The following is a 16,973-nucleotide window of genomic DNA, read 5'->3' on the forward strand; positions in this document are numbered from 1 at the left end:
GCGCCGCCATTAGGGTGGCGCTTTTTTTGTATATACAAGAAGCGCCCCTGGTGTTCATCTCATTCGAGCGGATAACGTCAAAGAATGGGAGATGGTAAGGATGCGGACACGTTGTACGGAAACGACTGACAACAACGCAAACTGGCAAGTAGAAGAAAAACAATCATTGGTAGGCAGCAAGCGAAGAATTGCAATAGGGCTTAGTGCTGCATTGCTGTTCGGCATGTTCATGCCACAGCCAACCCTCTATGCAGCGGATGAAACAAGCGGAAGCGGAGTTGCTGCATCGGAATTGATGAATGTGCCACAGGCGGCAGGAGTCAAGATTCAGGGCATTTCGCTCGGAATGAGTGAGAAGCAGCTCTTCGAGCGACTGGGACAACCAGCACGCAAAGACGTAAGCGAGTACGGGTTCGATTGGTACATTTATAACAAGGACTATAAGCAATATGTGCAGGTCGGTGTGCTCAACAAGAAAGTTGTAGCTCTATACTCGAATGCTAAAGATGATTATGGAAGCATTGGATTTGGTTCGACGAAGCAGGAAGTCACAGCAGCCTACGGGTCTTCTATCAGCCGAATTAAGAAAGGGAATACCATCTACAATTACAAGGATAACGGCGGAGCATACAGTATGCACAAGGTGGGCGACGCTTATGCGACGGTGTTCTATGATTTGAATCAGCGCGGCACGGTAACAGCTGTCCAATTTATTGCTGAAGCTGTGGAATTGTCGTTCAAGGGCTACTTCGGAACGCCTAGCGAGCAATTGCGGACAAGCTTCGAACATCAAATATTCGATTTAACGAACGCAGTTCGCGTACGCAATGGCAAGAAGCCGCTGCAATGGAACGATAAAATCGCAGGAACAGCACGCAAGCATAGTGGTGATATGGGAGAAAGAAGCTTCTTCGATCATAATAATCCGGATGGCAAGTCGCCGTTCGATCGAATAAAGGCAGACGGAATCGTATATAAGTCCGCAGGAGAGAATATTGCCGCCGGCCAGACGAGTGCCATCTTCGTTCATGAGAACTGGATGAACTCGGAAGGGCATCGTGCTAACATTTTAGGAGATTATTCGCGAATGGGTGTGGGCGTATTTTTCGGAGGTAAATCGAAAGTCTACTACACGGAAAACTTCTATACACCACGAAGCTAGCAGGCCGTGGTATCGATGTGACAGAAGGGGATGTCCATGTCCCAAGTCATTTTCGAGACTTGGAGAACCCCCAAATAGGTAAGAACATGCATGAAAAAAGGCGCCTTCAACCCCACAGAGACAGTGGTGTTGAAGGCGCCTTTGATTGTTGCGGCGTTACGGAGTCTTCTCCATGACAGCCTTCACAATAAGCCGGTGTGTGGCTGTGTCGATTGGATCACAGGTGATGAGTGTCAACTCCCGATCCGTTGGATTCTGATCGAGAACGGACAGATCTTCTGGGGTAACGACGGATTTCGATTGCACCGTATACGTGTAGGTCTGATCTGATGTTTCTAATTGAACTTTATCGCCTTTTTTCAACTCGTCGAGTCTGTTGAAGTGTCTGCCGAATGTCAGACTGCGATGGCTCGCCAATACAAAGTTGCCGATCTCGCCCGGCATTCGGCCGGGGACAACGATTCCACTTCCAGCCTTGAGAGAAGCAGGTGTGGCTCCTTCTACCATAGGTTCTCGCAGATCGATTTTGTCGATCGATATTGCCCCATATACAAGGAGACCGTCAATGGATTTAGGCTCCTGTTTTTTTGGTGTGGTTGAATCGGTTTGTGTCTTGGAGGTTACTTGAATGCTGTCTTGCGGCAAGTTGTCCCACTCAGTAAGAAGCCGAAGCTCTCTTTGTTGTTCGTTGTATTGATTCCACTTCGGATATAGGATAAGAGCTAACCCAGCAAAGAGAAACAATAGAGCCGTGACACCGAGCAATCTGGACAGGATTTGATTCTTCTTCGTAATAAGAGGCACCCCCTTAACGCACTATGTCTGTGCCTCTATTGTACCGTATGCAGCAATATGTTTTCCATAACCCACCATGATGGTAGGTGCGGTTTCGTGTGGAATCGGATAGCAAGCCAGCGAACCCCCACGAACCCCCAAACTCAATTGCAGTAAGAAATTGCTTGAAGGTGACGTTAGTAGTTTAAGGTGACAAAGATCATTCCTTAGGGGAAGCCTGCTGAAGGATTGCTTTATGCATCCAAATGGCAGCTTGTGAACCTTCCGCCATCGCAATCGTAACCTGTTCCGAATGCACACACACATCTCCTGCCGCCCATACGTTGGGAACATTGGTCATTTTCGTACGTGGATCCACCATAATGTGTTTATTTTCATGCCGCTCTATCCCAAGCTGCTCTGCGAGGGAGGACTTCACCTCATTGCCTCCGAAGGCAACAAATCCACGCTCTCCATCAATGATCCTTCCATCGGAAAGTCTCACGCCACTGAAGATACCTTCTCCCTTACATACTACTTCTTCAATCTGTGCTTCAATTACTTCAATTTGCTGTGCGTCCAATTGGTGCATTTGATCAGCAGAGAGGGGCTTCTGCTCGTGATTCACATAGACGATGTCGCGAGTCCAATACAATAGCATCAGTGCCATATCAGCTCCGGTAGGGCCAGAACCAAGCACAATGGTTCGTCGATCGGTCACTTCATAGCCATCGCAATCAGGGCATACATACACCGTAAGGCCTAGGCAGGGCATGAGATTGGGCAAGGATGGAAGCCGATCCATGATTCCAGTGGCGAGCAGGAGTGTACTTGCTGTGAAGAGGCCGTTCTCTGTTGTCGTCACGGTGAAGCCATGCTCGCCATTAGGAGCGAGACTCGTCACGGTATCTTCAAGCAGATGTATGCCTAACGATGAGGCCTGCCGTTTACCCAAAAGACGAAGCTGAGTACCGGACACTCCCTCAGGCCATCCGAGCACATTATGGTAGGAACGGCATATCGTAGATCTGCCGTAACCACTATCGATCACCAGCACGCGGTGTCGGTATCTCCCCAGCTGAATGGCAGCTTGCAGCCCGGCAATGCCGCCACCAATAATAATGCTCTCATAGCACATAAGCAGACACTCCTACCGTTTCTGAATGATTATTTCATGAAATAATGCCTGGCATGCCAAGGAAGAGATCTTATCTTATTTTCCCTGCTGCCTCGTTAAATTCTCCTGAGCAAGGCGAATCATCTCCCGCACCATCGTGCCGCCAATTCGTCCGCCAACGCGGCCTGCATCTTCCGTTGACAACTGTCCATTGTAACCTTCTTGCAACGGCACACCCAGTTCCTTAGCTACCTCATATTTGACATCATTCGGCCGGTTCGGATCTACTGCAAATCCTTCGCGGCGCATGACCTCGGCTTTAAAAGCATTGACGCTGTTCTCGGCACCTGTAACAAGCAGCTTTCGACGACTTCTTCGGGACATAATGGTGTTCCTCCTGTGTCTTCAAAATAGATACTCTCCATACATTCCCCCTCCCAATCGAAATTATGTAAGAAATGAAGAGGAGTAGGAAAATACTATGGAGAATTAATCCAGTGAGTAAGTGTCTGTTTGGGTAAGCACACCATTCGAGAGGAGCTTGCAAATGGATTCGGAATATCAAGATGTACAAGTGAAGGAAGCAGAGTTGACTGTGGAGCAGCAGAGGACGAACACATCCGATGTGGTCTGGCATTCGCCGCTTGAAGCACCGTTTGCCATTGCTGGATTCCACTGGCTGTCTATGGAGGGAAGATATCGGCGACTCCCCATCTCGCCCGAACATAAGATTCCAGAGGGGGTCGAATGGCTGGCGAATCATACAGCAGGCGGTCAGATCCGCTTCGTGACGGACTCTTCGAAGCTGTTCCTGCGGGTGAAGTTATCTGGCCCACACGACATGTATCATATGTCGGCGACGGGGCAGTGCGGCTTCGATTGCTATGTGGAAGCGGATGGACATCTCCACTACCGAAGTACGACGGCAGGATGGAATCCTAGAGATTCTGAGTATGAGTCTGTCCTATTTTTCCGAGATGAAGCACAGAAAAGGCTTGTCGTTCTGAACTTCCCGCTGTATCAAGGGGTAGAGGAGATTATGGTCGGGTTGAAAAGGGATGCCATCGTGGAGTCCCCGCCTGCCTATGAGGATCCAGGCAAGGTTATTGTTTACGGAACCTCCATCACTCAAGGGGCATGCGCCATGCGTCCTGGAATGTGTTACACGAACATTCTTAGTCGAAGAATCAATCGTGAATTCATTAACCTAGGCTTCTCTGGCCATGGAAAAGGAGAGGCCGAGCTAGCTCATATTATTGCATCTATATCCGATCCAGCTTGTCTTATTCTGGACTACGAAGCGAACAGCGTCTCTCCAGAACGATATGCGGAGACACTGCCGCGATTCGTAAGGATTTATCGGGAAGCGCATCCAGAAGTACCGATTCTTATATTATCGAGACTTGCATTCTCCTTCACACGCTTCGATGAGGACGACTCCAGACTGCATCAAGTGCGCAAGCACATGCAGATGACATTAGTGGAATCCTTGCGGCAAGCAGGGGATCGTCATATCTACTTCTGTGATGGTGAACAGCTTCTTCCGCAGCATGCTCTTGAATGCTTCGTGGACGGCACTCATCCTACCGATCTAGGGTTTGTGCAGATGGCAGATGGACTGGAGCCAGTACTGCGAGAAATACTGGCAAGCAAATCTTAACATAGCCTTACACAATAAGCAGGGAACTAGTTGCATACGGAATGATTCAGAGGTGGCCCAACCAAGGGCCGCCTTTTTTATCGTATTAGCGTTGATGGAAGAAGCAGAAGCGGACAATTACGATGAAAAAAGGTATGTATGTAGGAACGATTATGAGAGGCTTCTATTATTTGAGATTCATATAGTAATAGGAAAAGGAGGTATGGAAAACATGAGAACCGTAATCTCTCACTTCTACAATGAGGAATATTTACTGCCTTGGTGGCTGAAGCATCATGCTTCACTTTTTGATCATGGAGTTCTCATCAACCGAGGCTCGACGGATCGCTCTGTTGAAATATGCCGAAAATTGGTTCCCCATTGGGAGGTTCGAGATTCCAAAGTCCCTACATTTGACGCAGAACAGGTTGATATAGAGGTCATGGAAATCGAGGAAGAGTGCATGGGCTGGAAAATGGCGTTGAATACAACGGAATTTCTATGCTTCCCTGATAAGAATAAGTTCTTTTCTTCGCTGGATGAGATGGGCAGCAGTATGTACTCTCTTCGTACGATTATGCTAATCGATGACCCTAACTACGGCTATGATGAACCGGATCCAGCCAAGCCTTTAGTAGAGCAGCGCCATCATGGTTTTATTTTGCCTGATACCGGCCGATTCATTCATAAGTACTCTCGGGGTAATTATGCTCCAGGAAGGCACTTCTCTTCCCATTCGTTTATCGATTACCCCTTCAATGATAATCCGTATCCAGCCATTGTTATCAAGTTTTTCTATAGCCCATGGACAGAGGAAACACGGCTTCGAAAGTTACAGATTGGACCAACCCTTTCGGAAGGCAGTATTTATCGAAGCATGGGGCTACAGCATCTCGTTACCCGCGAAGAATTAGAGCGGAGATATAACAGTTATGTGAATCAAGCGACCGATTTAAGTCATCATCCTGATTATCAGCGTCTATGGAGGTGAGCTGTATGAAGGCGGTCATACTTGCAGGCGGATACGGAACGAGAATTGGTGAGGAGACGCAGGTCAAGCCGAAGCCGATGATCGAGATTGGCCCCCAGCCGATACTGTGGCACATTATGAAGCTGTACAGCCATTATGGAATTCGTGAGTTTATCATTTGTCTGGGGTACAAGGGGCACGCCATCAAAGAATATTTCATCCATTACTATATGCGGCATACGGATTTCACGTTAGATATGGGTAGTAACACTGTTGACTATCATGGGGACAATACTGTTCCGTGGAAGGTTACACTAATCGATACTGGTGAGGGGACAGAAACGGGAGGACGGATTAAGCGAGTTCAAGCGTATGTTGGCGACTCTACCTTTTGCCTCACCTATGGAGATGGCGTTAGTAATGTAAATATTGCTGAATTGATTGCGTATCATCAATCCCATGGCAAATATGCGACAGTAACGGCAGTTCAACCCCCAGGAAGATTCGGTTCGCTTACCTTGGCGCAGCAGCAGGTCATTGATTTTACAGAGAAGCCTGCAGGGGATGGCGGCTGGATAAATGGAGGCTTCTTTGTATTGGAGCCTGACGTGTTCCCATATATTCTAGATGATGCTGCCGTATGGGAGACGGATGTCTTAACCGAACTAGCACGCCAGCGGCAGCTTATGGCTTATGAGCATCATGGCTTCTGGCACCCGATGGACACAATGCGGGATAAGAAGAAATTGGTGGACTTGTGGGAACGGGGACAAGCGCCGTGGAAGGTGTGGCAGGCATGATCAATGAAGCTTTTTGGCAGGGAAAGAAGGTTCTTGTTACGGGACATACGGGCTTCAAGGGATCCTGGTTGACGATATGGCTGTCCTTGATGGGTGCGGAGGTTGTTGGATACGCCTTACCACCGAGTACGAAGCCGAATCTGTATGATGCTGCCGATATTCAAGCAGTGTGTGTGCACTCCGTTATTGATGATGTGAATGATTATTCAGCTCTGCTGAAGGTGATGTCGGAGCACGAGCCGGAGATTGTGTTCCATTTGGCTGCACAGCCGCTCGTACAAGCGTCCTATGAACATCCAGTAAGTACCTTTCACACGAATGCAATGGGAACGGTGTATCTGCTGGAGGCGGTTCGTCATACAGCTAGCGTTCGTGCTGTAGTCAATGTAACGAGCGACAAGTGCTATCGCAATACAGGAGAATCGGTGCTTCCATTTCGCGAAGAAGATCCGCTAGGCGGTCATGATCCTTATAGTGCTAGTAAGGCTTGTGCCGAAATCATTGCAGCAAGCTATCGAGATTCCTATTTTCGCAGCGAGGATGGTCAAGGGCCTAGAATGGCGTCCGTTCGGGCAGGTAACGTCATTGGCGGCGGGGATTGGACAGAATCTCGTCTTCTGCCGGATGTAATAAGAACTTGTTCCGCCTCTGAATCACTACTTGTTCGGAACCCGAACGCGGTACGACCGTGGCAGCATGTGTTGGAACCCGTGCACGGTTATCTTCTTCTCGCGGAGAAGCTGTGGGATCATCCGCAGTACGCAGATGGATGGAACTTCGGGCCGCTGGAACAGCCAGACACAACCGTTCAAGATATCATTCAAATGGCAGCAGAGATCTGGCAGGTAGACATACAAGTGGTGCTAGAACAGGTAGCCTCTCGCTATGAAGCGCCTAGACTATCTCTGGATAGCAACAAGGCTGCACAGCTATTAAACTGGCATCCGAAGTTGTCTATCAAGGAGGCTGTAGCATGGACGATCTCCTGGCATCAGCAGTATCGTGCAGGAATGAACGCTAGAGTGCTATCAGAGCGGCAGATCGTCGACTATGTTCGCAGAGAAGGAGGGAGAGAAGGCAAATGAACTCACCTTGTCGGATATGCGGTACACAGCTTGTGCACACCTTTGTCGATTTAGGACAATCTCCACTTGCAAATGCCTTCCTAACACCAGAGGAATTGGGAGATGCCGAACCCTATTATCCGCTCCATTCGTATGTATGTGATACTTGTTGTCTCGTACAGCTTGATCAGTTCGCGAGCCCGGCTAGTATATTCAAGCATTACTTATATTTAAGCTCCTATTCTACGAGTTGGCTGAAGCATGCAGAACAATATACAGACATGGCGATTCGCAGATTTCAACTGAACGGTGATTCACAGGTCATCGAGATTGCGAGCAATGACGGTTATTTACTGCAGTATTTCCATCAGCAGGGTATAAGGACACTGGGCATAGAACCAGCAAGCAATGTGGCTCAACTTGCGAGAGATAAGGGAATTCCAACGAAGGCAGAGTTTTTCGGACAACGGCTGGCGGAAGAGCTCGTTAAGGAGGAGGGGGTTAGCGGGAATCTAATCGTAGCGAACAATGTGCTGGCTCACGTTCCGGACGTACAGGATTTTGTCGCTGGTCTGAAGCGGCTGCTCCATCCGGAGGGAACCATTACGATTGAATTTCCGCATGTGCTCAATCTTATTCGATATAAGCAGTTCGATACGATATATCATGAGCACTTTTCTTACTTCTCCCTGTTCTCGGCTCAACAGCTATTCTCCATGCATGGCCTCCAAGTAACAGATGTAGAAGAACTTTCTACACATGGGGGGTCATTGCGCTTGTATGTCATGCATGAGGACAAGGACAGATTGGCTGCAGCAGCTGTGCAGAAGGTTCTGGAACAGGAACGGCAGAACGGACTGCACGACTGGCGGGCATATACCGCGTTCGCCCAGCAGGTAGAACAGATGCGGGAGGATATTATCCGATTCATGATGGAAGCTCGCAATCAAGGCAAGCTGGTGGCAGGTTATGGGGCACCGGCGAAGGGCAATACGCTGCTTAATTATTGCGGGTTCCACACGGCATGGCTTCCATTTACTGTGGATCAGAATCCATATAAGCAGGGGTTGTATTTGCCTGGTTCGCGAATTCCTATTCGCAGTCCCGAGGAGCTGAAGCGAGTACGTCCAGATTATGTGCTTATACTGCCTTGGAATTTGAAAGAAGAGATTATGGGACAGTGCGCTTATATCCGAGAATGGGGCGGTAAATTCGTCATCCTTGTTCCAGAGATTGAAGTGGTGTGAAGGATGGATAAAATACTGGTTACAGGCGGCAGTGGGTGGATCGGCGGCTTCGTCGTTCAGATCCTGCTCCAGGAAGGGTACGACGTCCATGCTATATATCGGAGAGCGCATAGAGCGGATCTCTTCTGTACGTGGCATCAGATAGATTTATGGGATGAGGAAGAAGTGAAGGCCCTTATCGAACAGGTAAGACCGACACACCTTATTCACCTTGCCTGGGATGCGATTCCGCCGCAATGCTATACTTCTCTGAGCAACTATAACTGGATGCAATCCAGCAAGACGCTTATTGATCATTTTATTCAAAGCGGAGGACAAAGATTAATCGTTGCTGGCTCTTGTGCTGAATATGAATGGACATCGGGATTATTGTCAGAGGTCAATTCTCCATTATCGGAGAAGACTTTATATGCGGTATGCAAAAATTCGCTGCGTGCTTGGCTGGGGTCTTATACGGAACAACGGGGGATAAGCAGCGGCTGGGCACGTATTTTTCATTTATATGGCCCTTATGAGCAAGGGAACCGTCTCGTATCCTCCATCATTCGTTCACTGCTGGATGGACGAGAGGCGGCTTGCTCACTAGGCAAGCAGTATCGAGACTTTCTGTTTGTTAAGGATGTGGCGGATGCGCTGGTGTCTTTTCTCTTCAGCAAGGTGGAGGGCGCATTGAATATCGGTTCAGGGAAGCCGGTTCAGGTAAAGCAGATCGCCCTGATGATTGCCAAGAAGTTGGGGCGTGAACGTTTGCTTCGATTCGGGGCACTCCCTGATCCCGTAGATGAACCCTTGTATGTTGGCGCTCATGCTGGGCGTTTGAAGCAGGAATTGCGATGGCAGCCTCAGTATAGTTTGTCGGCAGGAATAGACGAAACGATCGAATGGTATAGGAACATCCAGAAGGATATTCGCTAAATTCACTTGATCGATTTATCGTAGTAGTGAATGGACTCCATGCATTCGCGCAGCCTCAATAAATTTTAAGCGAACACTCAGCTGTATTTCAGCTAATAATAGGATAATAGAAGGAACAGGGAATATATCGCAGCAGTGAGGGAGAGGCGTGGATGTATCGGAGCAGAGGGATTCGAATTCTCATCGTAGATGATGAACCGAATATTTTACAATTTCTTGAGCTGGGTTTGGTAAATGAGGGGTTTGATGTGCAGGCTGCACAGGATGGTGTGACTGCCGTAGCCCGATTTACCGAGTTCCAGCCTCATGTCGTTATATTGGATGTGATGATGCCGGGGATGGACGGGTATGAAGTGTGCTGTATGCTGAAGAAGTCAGAAGATGTGGCGGTTATTATGCTTACGGCGAAGGATGAGGTGGATGACCGTGTGAAGGGCTTGAATCTGGGGGCAGACGATTACATGGTCAAGCCATTCAGCTTCGCTGAGCTATTGGCACGAATTCAAGCACGGATTCGCAATCAGTTCCCGACGATGTTCGGGGATGTGCAGGTAGGGCCATTCGTGATCGATGACAAGCGCAAGGAAATGAAGTATAGCGGTAGTGTGCTGGCGCTCTCGCCAACGGAGTATGATCTGCTCAAGTTCCTCGTGCTGAATCGTGGCGTGGTATTGAGCAAGTCTGTCATCTTGGATCGGGTATGGGGTTATGACTTTGGGGGAGAGGACAATATTGTCGAGGTATATATCCGATCTTTGCGGGAAAAGTTGAACGACAAGGAACATCAGTTAATTCGAACGTTGCGTGGAGCTGGTTATCGGGTAGATATCCCATGAGGAATCGATGGCGTTCCGGTCTAGAGAGGATCGTAAACTTGTATTCACTACGTACCCAATTGCTGTATCGTTCTTTGCTTGTCATTGCTATCTTGCTGGTGATCGTCGGCATGCTGCAGTATATATTTATGCGCGAGGTTGTGTATCAGAATAAAGCAGCGAGCCTTCAAAGTCATGCAATGAGCATTCCTGGATTCGTCTGGAAGCGGGTGGGACAGTATCATCGTCAGCTTGAACAGTCGGGACAGCGTGTACCCGAACCCTCAATGCCGATGCTGCTTATGCCGGATACCCATGTGGCCTTCATTGATCAAGCAGGGGACTATCATTCACTGCCGAATGGGCAAGGTGAACTTGCCACCGTACAATTGAATGCTGAGGAGTATGAGAAGGCAAGAAGGGCTCCTCTGGGCAATCCATCCTACCACATTGCAAATGATTCGAACGGAAAAGAACAGTTGGTTGTACTGCATCCCGTCTTATCAGCTCCTGGCAGGGAAATAGGGACGGTGCAGATTAGTGCGCCAACGGCACCGCTTAACGACTTGCTCATGGGGCAGACGCTTACTTTCCTCATGATAGCGGCTATAGCGATGTTACTAGGGGTAATTGTGCTGCTTCCAGTTATCCGAAGGACGCTGCGACCGCTGTCAGCAATGGTGAATACAGCTGAACAAATTGATGCAGGCAATCTGGGTCGGCGCTTCTCCACCGCGCAGGGGCAATCTGAGGTGGATCGTCTAGCAGATTCCTTCAATAGCATGCTGGAGAGGCTAGAGACTTCCTTCGATGCGGAACGCGAGATGAAGGAGCAGATGCGACGCTTCGTTGCCGATGCATCCCATGAGCTTCGTACACCGCTGACTTCGATCCATGGATTTCTAGAGGTTCTGCTTCGTGGGGCGGCCCAGCATCCCGAACAGCTGCATAAGGCATTAACAAGCATGCATAGCGAGTCGGAGCGGCTAAGTAAGCTGATTCATGATTTGCTTCTGCTGGCGAAGCTGGATCGAGATGGGGCACCCTCCATTGAACTGGTTGAAGGATCTCTCGATGAAATCATTCGCAGCATGGAACCGCAGCTAGTAATGCTGGCAGGGAAGAGAACGGTGGCGATTACGCTAGAGCCTCAGCTGTTATGCAAGCAAGATTCCGATAAGATGAAGCAGGTCGTGCTCAATCTGGTGCATAATGCGGTTCAACATACGGATGAAGAACTAGGGCACATTCACGTCGAGGGTATGAATAAGGAGAATGGAGTTCAGCTATCCGTCTCTGACAATGGGTTGGGTATTGCTCCTGAGCATCTTCCTTATCTGTTCGATCGATTCTATCGCAGCGAATCTTCTCGGAATCGCAAAAGAGGAGGTTCCGGACTAGGTCTGGCTATTACGAGATCAATTGTTGAAGCACATGGTGGAACGATAGACGTTGTTAGCCGAATAGGCGAGGGCAGTACATTTCGGGTATGGCTGCCTCGGTAAATGGATATTGGACGGGGCTTATTGGTTGATTATCTAACTTGCCCTGCTTATTGAGCTTCAGTAGCGGCAGGATGGACTGATAATGATTAATTCTATGAAAAAAAGAAGCAGAATCCTCCGTGAAGTGCGTAGGAATTCTGCTTCTTGAGTTTGGGGAGCTAAGCTTACTGCTGATTCAGTACACGATACAAAATGATAGCTGCTTGTGCACGAGTGGAAGTTCCAGTCGGATTGAACGTATTGTCATCAGAACCTTTGATGAGCCCTTTGCTGACTGCATATGCAACGGCAGCCTTCGCATCTTGTGAAATACGAGCCTCATCTTTGAACCCAAGTGATGCATTCGCTTGGGAGAGATCGGTCTGTAGTGCTTGCGCTAGCAAGACGACCAGCTTCTCGCGTGTGATTGGATTCCGTGCCCCAGGCTCAGCAATTCGCTGCTCCCATGTCTTGCCGTTGTTCGTCAAGCGATCAAGCAAGGAGACAAATTCAGCCTGAGTAATGACATCGTTCGGTTTGAACGTGTCTAAGCTGTCTTTACCATGCAGCAGGTCATGGGCGGCGATTACTTCGATTTCATCCTTCGCCCAATGTGCAGCAATATCGCTAAATGGTCTTACATGCTCTGCGATGGTATAGGTACCGTATTGAGTTGCTTCGAACGTGACCGATTTTTTGTCGGCCGCTTGTGTTCCTGCCAATGTGTATTTCCAAGTGTTAGCCGTATCTTGCGCGAGTGCATAGACACCTGCCCTGCGAGTATCCTTCGCGGCATCTGTCAGCTTGAGTGTAATCCCAAGCGTCACACTCTTCGCATCTTTAGGGCCGCGGATGGTGAGCTTTGGAGAGGTGTAGGTAGCTTCGCCACGCTCTTTTGCGAACCCTTTATCCTTGTGGTCAGACAGGGAAAGCACAAGCTCAATTCCGTTCGAGCCGATAAGATCAGCTGCCGATTTATTCGGGATGATAATATCAAATTCAGTTCCTGACAGGAGCAAGTCCTTGCCTGAATCCTGCAGTTGCATCGCAGTCGACTTGTCCAGCGTGAACGCAACTTCACCGTATTCCTTCATGCGAACATCGCTAATATCGAGTTGAACCTGCTTGGCGTCCTTGTCCTGCAGCAGCTTTTTCACGGCATCTGCATTTATCGCGAACACCGCGTTTGCAACTCCATCCTTCTTCGTCTCCGTCAGTGATCCCGCCTTCAGTTGCTTGCCTGATGGAACCTGAACAGGCGCAGTTGAAGATGCAGAACCCCCTGATAAAGAAGATGAAACTGGCGGCGTTGGCCCTGGAGTCGGAGCTGGCCCTGGACTTGGATCTGGTCCTGGATCCGGCCCTGGCCCTGGATTCGGCTCGGATGGATTGGCGATTTCTATCTTAGAAGATAAGACCTTGTCTATTGGAATTAATTCGTTGTTCTCATTATACAGCTGCACATTTTCAAGGTTAAACCCATAAGTTCCTTCTTGATTGCCAGAGAAGACGAGCGTTGCAATATCGCCCTCTTTCTCAGACGCCCCCCCACTTAGGCTGACGCTGTAATTCAATCTGATCTTGCCTCCAGGTTCTTCAACTCTATCCTCTTTAATGATCAGAGGCGTACCTGGATAGTGCTTATCTTGATAAGTAGCCATCGTAACGCTTGGTTCCACACCCAACAACGTTACCTGGCTGTCATAAGTAAGACTGAATGAAGCAGAGTATACAGCTTCTGTAACGGAATAATTGATCTTGACGTCAAATGGATTTCTAGTCGGCACTTTAGAGCTGCTGCTTCCCGCATAGACGATATCTTTATTGTCGAACACGATACGCTCAGCAATATACCCAAAACCATTTTTTGCAGCGTCATATATCATTAGAATGAATTCATTGCTGCCTGGATTCAACGGAACCTCAATTGCAAATGTTCCATCACTGTTCATCTTGCCGATATGCTGCTTGTCCAATCGATCAAATGCAACTGTGGTAATATATTCATTAATCTTGTCAGGGAATAAATCTTTGAATAAGTCCTTCGTAATTTCCCCTCGGATAAATCCCGTGCCTGGATTCTCTTGGTTCCTGATAAGAGGGGGATCATCCAGAGTAAATTCCGGTGCTTCGCGATCAATAACGAAAAATGATTTCTGGTCTTCAAGCTTCTTATCGTTGATAGATGGAGTGAACTCGTACCGCCCATCCGGCAAGGAGACAGCTTTCCCGTCTTTCCATACCGTTCCATTCCAATTCCGATATCCATAGACACCCGGCTTGTGAAGTTTGCCTTGGCTGTCATAAAAATCACCCATGTATGTTCCATATACCGCGTCTGTTACTGAAATCTTGAAATCAGCCAGTTCTGTTGTTACATCGAAATAAGCATCTGCTGTCTGAGCAGGAGAAAATTTGCCGCCTGGTGAGAAGTACATAGGATCCGCAGTAAGGTTTGTAATTGGTGCAATTCCATAGTTATCCCCAACAAACAGGCTGACAGGAAGGTGCAGCTGGTGATGGGTTGTTTGCTCAGTTAAGGTGATGCTGCCTTCATAGCTGCCGGTAGTATTTTCTGGAACCGTTACCTTAACCCGTAGGCTTCCTGAACCATTTGCGGGTACAGTTACCGTATTCGAGGTGAACTGCAGGTTGATACCTTTGCTTGTTCCGCTCCAGGAGCTGCTGATTGTATAGGTTTGATCCGTATTTGCAATATCCTTAACGACAATTTCTTTGGAGTGGGTGCCTGCTGGAACCAATCCAAAAGATACACTTCCTGTCTCATACGGGATACTTTGGCCATCGCTTGTTGCATTGGTTGTTGCTTCAACGAGAGCAATGGCTGTAGCTTGAATAACTTGATTGAGATCCACTCGTCCAGCGCCCTGTTCGGTTACGGAGTATAATCTATGATCGCGGTCTTCTATGGTTTTAGAATTATTCATCAAGAGAGCTTTCAGTTCGTCTGTTTCTATCTTGTGATGATACTTCTCCAGCAGCAGGGCAGCGGCGCCAGCGATGTGTGGGGCGGCCATACTTGTACCATTATTAGCTTCGTAGCCTTTCGACGCATAGTCTCCATCCCACGCTGGTACGGAAGAACGTATCGCAACACCTGGAGCAGTGATGTCTGGTTTAATCATATAGTCCGGAAGAAGAGGCCCGCGGGAGCTGAAGTCCGCTAATAGATCCTCCTCTGGTACGGTATCAAAGGTAACCGTGGTTATCCCTTTATCAATGTTTCTCTTTAGTGCTTGACCCGCAGCTTGTGAGAGGGTGTAGGTAGGAACGTATTGATCTGGTAATTCAAGAGTTGCTCCCAGCTCCCCAGGTTCGTTGTTGAAAATGATAAGCGCTGCAGCTCCAGCCTTCGCTGCATTTATTGCTTTGTCCCGGAAACTAATATCGCCGCGCGAGACGAGCACAAGCTTGCCGGATGCTTTGATATATTTGTAGTCCTCAGGCTTGCCGAGGTTGGCATATACCGCCTCGAATGATGTGTTCTTATCAGTGATTTCTGGTGCATGCGTAGACAGTTTGGCGTACAGCAATTGTTGAATGCCTGGAGCCTGGAAGAAAGGTGTAATCATTGGAGGTGTAGAAGCTCCTACGGATATTGGAAGGTGAGCTCCGCCAGGCGAGCCAAGCGTTCCAGAATTAGGACCTTCGTTGCCTGCTGCCATTACAACGGTTACACCAGCGCGTACTGCATTGTTGACGGCCACTGAATCAGCCGTATAAGCGTTGTTGAATGTTCCGCCTAGCGACAGGTTGATGACGTCCATCTTATCTTTAATTGCTTTATCAATACCAGCAATAATATTCTCTGTATATCCACTGCCGTATGGTCCCAGTACCCGGTATGCATATAAGTCAGCGCCAGGAGCGATGCCTCTGACCCATCCAGTCTTGCCGTTCGGGTTGTTAGGGTCGCCACGACCCACAATCGTGCCGGCTACATGAGTTCCATGTGATGTATGGTATGGCTTTCCGTTTCTAGGCAGCTTCGAAAGATCAGGGCGGGTTTCCATCGGATCACTGTCGTTATCAACGAAGTCCCAACCACCCTTAAAGGCATCCTTTAAGCTAGGATGGTTATAATCGACACCTGTGTCTATAACCCCAACCTTAATGCCAGCACCCGTGACGCCAATGTCCCATAATACCTTCGTACCAATGTAGGGAGCGCTTACATCCATAAGTGGCTTGAATACACCCCCGTCGTCAACAGGTATATTATATTCCAAGTTTGGATAAATGGCTTTCACGTTAGGAAGCTTCGCTAAGCGATCCACTTCATTAGCTGGAATGCTCACCGAATATCCATTGAGTGCGGCCGTATACTCATGGCGGATTACCGCTTTCGAGTTTATCCGGGCTTGCAATTTAAAGGTGTTTTGCTCGAGTTTAATTTTCTTTTCTTGATCGTCAGCGGAAGGAGCAAAGCTTTGCCCTTGCTCCGCTTGGGATAAGGCTAGGGGTTCTGTGTTTAATTCGACGATGACGGTTATCGGCTTATTGCTGTCGGACTGAGGAACAAAGTTGTTGCCTGTTTTGGTTGGTGATTCGGGTTGGCCAGGAAGTTGGAGCTGTGGAGACAGGTTGGAATTGACCTTTGGTATAACCTGTTCTTTCGAAGTAATTTCTTGCGCATAAGTGTGTGATGAGGCTGGGAATAGCATGGCGGCTACCATGGCGATGCTAAGGATTCCCGCTAATTTTCGACGTATCGTATGTAATTTCAAGCTGCAACCTCCCTTTTGAAATGGTTAGTGCTGTGCCTGCGCTCTATCAATGATGCAAACGATCTGAATTCAGACCCCCTTATAAAAGTAATATGACCCATATGTTTCCACTAAGGTTAGTGACTATTTTACCTCACGATTCATAGTTTAAAAATGGGTATTTTGGCCTATTAAAAGAGGTTCAATATAGAAAAATAGTATTATAGAATTTGTTATTGGGCAGAGGTTTGTGGTAATT

At 48.3% G+C, this 16,973-nt stretch carries 13 protein-coding genes; 9 read left to right on the forward strand and 4 right to left on the reverse strand.

What is annotated here, in order from left to right:
- Nucleotides 1–100 precede the first annotated feature (100 nt).
- Nucleotides 101–1,162, forward strand: a complete 1,062-nt coding sequence (locus ABN764_RS12220; protein WP_446672027.1) for a CAP domain-containing protein — start codon at nt 101–103, stop codon at nt 1,160–1,162.
- Between the two features lie 156 nt (nt 1,163–1,318).
- Here the strand turns inward: ABN764_RS12220 and ABN764_RS12225 are convergent, their stop codons facing one another.
- From ABN764_RS12225 to ABN764_RS12235, 3 genes are all read right to left on the reverse strand, one after another.
- Complete coding sequence (locus ABN764_RS12225; RefSeq protein ID WP_446672028.1) at nt 1,319–1,966, reverse strand: class D sortase; 648 nt, start codon at nt 1,964–1,966, stop codon at nt 1,319–1,321.
- A gap of 190 nt (nt 1,967–2,156) precedes the next feature.
- Nucleotides 2,157–3,074, reverse strand: coding sequence for an NAD(P)/FAD-dependent oxidoreductase (locus ABN764_RS12230; protein WP_446672029.1), 918 nt, complete (start codon nt 3,072–3,074; stop codon nt 2,157–2,159).
- 75 nt (nt 3,075–3,149) lie between these two features.
- Entirely contained in the window at nt 3,150–3,437 is a 288-nt protein-coding gene (locus ABN764_RS12235; protein ID WP_446672030.1) for an alpha/beta-type small acid-soluble spore protein, read from the reverse strand.
- A 163-nt stretch (nt 3,438–3,600) separates the two neighbouring features.
- Here ABN764_RS12235 and ABN764_RS12240 point away from each other — a divergent pair, with 163 nt between their 5' ends.
- The 8 genes from ABN764_RS12240 to ABN764_RS12275 all read left to right on the forward strand — a co-directional run bounded on the left by ABN764_RS12240 (nt 3,601) and on the right by ABN764_RS12275 (nt 12,008).
- Entirely contained in the window at nt 3,601–4,713 is a 1,113-nt protein-coding gene (locus ABN764_RS12240) for an SGNH/GDSL hydrolase family protein (RefSeq protein ID WP_446672031.1), read from the forward strand.
- A 211-nt stretch (nt 4,714–4,924) separates the two neighbouring features.
- A complete protein-coding gene (locus ABN764_RS12245) occupies nt 4,925–5,683 on the forward strand; it encodes a glycosyltransferase family 2 protein (protein ID WP_446672032.1) in 759 nt (252 codons plus the stop codon).
- A 5-nt stretch (nt 5,684–5,688) separates the two neighbouring features.
- Complete coding sequence (gene rfbF / locus ABN764_RS12250; protein ID WP_446672033.1) at nt 5,689–6,462, forward strand: glucose-1-phosphate cytidylyltransferase; 774 nt, start codon at nt 5,689–5,691, stop codon at nt 6,460–6,462.
- Nucleotides 6,459–7,547 (forward strand): CDP-glucose 4,6-dehydratase, encoded by a 1,089-nt coding sequence (gene rfbG / locus ABN764_RS12255; RefSeq protein ID WP_446672034.1) that lies wholly within the window; start codon nt 6,459–6,461, stop codon nt 7,545–7,547. Before rfbF ends, rfbG begins: the two co-directional genes overlap by 4 nt.
- Nucleotides 7,544–8,773, forward strand: a complete 1,230-nt coding sequence (locus ABN764_RS12260) for a methyltransferase domain-containing protein (protein ID WP_446672035.1) — start codon at nt 7,544–7,546, stop codon at nt 8,771–8,773. Before rfbG ends, ABN764_RS12260 begins: the two co-directional genes overlap by 4 nt.
- Nucleotides 8,774–8,776: 3 nt before the next feature.
- Nucleotides 8,777–9,688, forward strand: coding sequence for an NAD-dependent epimerase/dehydratase family protein (locus tag ABN764_RS12265; RefSeq protein ID WP_446672036.1), 912 nt, complete (start codon nt 8,777–8,779; stop codon nt 9,686–9,688).
- A gap of 152 nt (nt 9,689–9,840) precedes the next feature.
- Complete coding sequence (locus ABN764_RS12270) at nt 9,841–10,524, forward strand: response regulator transcription factor (RefSeq protein ID WP_174810657.1); 684 nt, start codon at nt 9,841–9,843, stop codon at nt 10,522–10,524.
- Entirely contained in the window at nt 10,521–12,008 is a 1,488-nt protein-coding gene (locus ABN764_RS12275) for a sensor histidine kinase (protein WP_446672037.1), read from the forward strand. The genes ABN764_RS12270 and ABN764_RS12275 overlap by 4 nt, the downstream gene beginning before the upstream one ends.
- 164 nt (nt 12,009–12,172) lie before the next feature.
- On the opposite strand, the gene ABN764_RS12280 is transcribed toward ABN764_RS12275, so the two are convergent.
- Entirely contained in the window at nt 12,173–16,735 is a 4,563-nt protein-coding gene (locus tag ABN764_RS12280; RefSeq protein WP_446672038.1) for a S8 family serine peptidase, read from the reverse strand.
- Nucleotides 16,736–16,973 lie beyond the last annotated feature (238 nt).

Origin of the sequence: Paenibacillus wuxiensis (genome assembly GCF_040195695.1) — a bacterium.
GTDB lineage: Bacteria > Bacillota > Bacilli > Paenibacillales > Paenibacillaceae > Paenibacillus_B > Paenibacillus_B suaedae.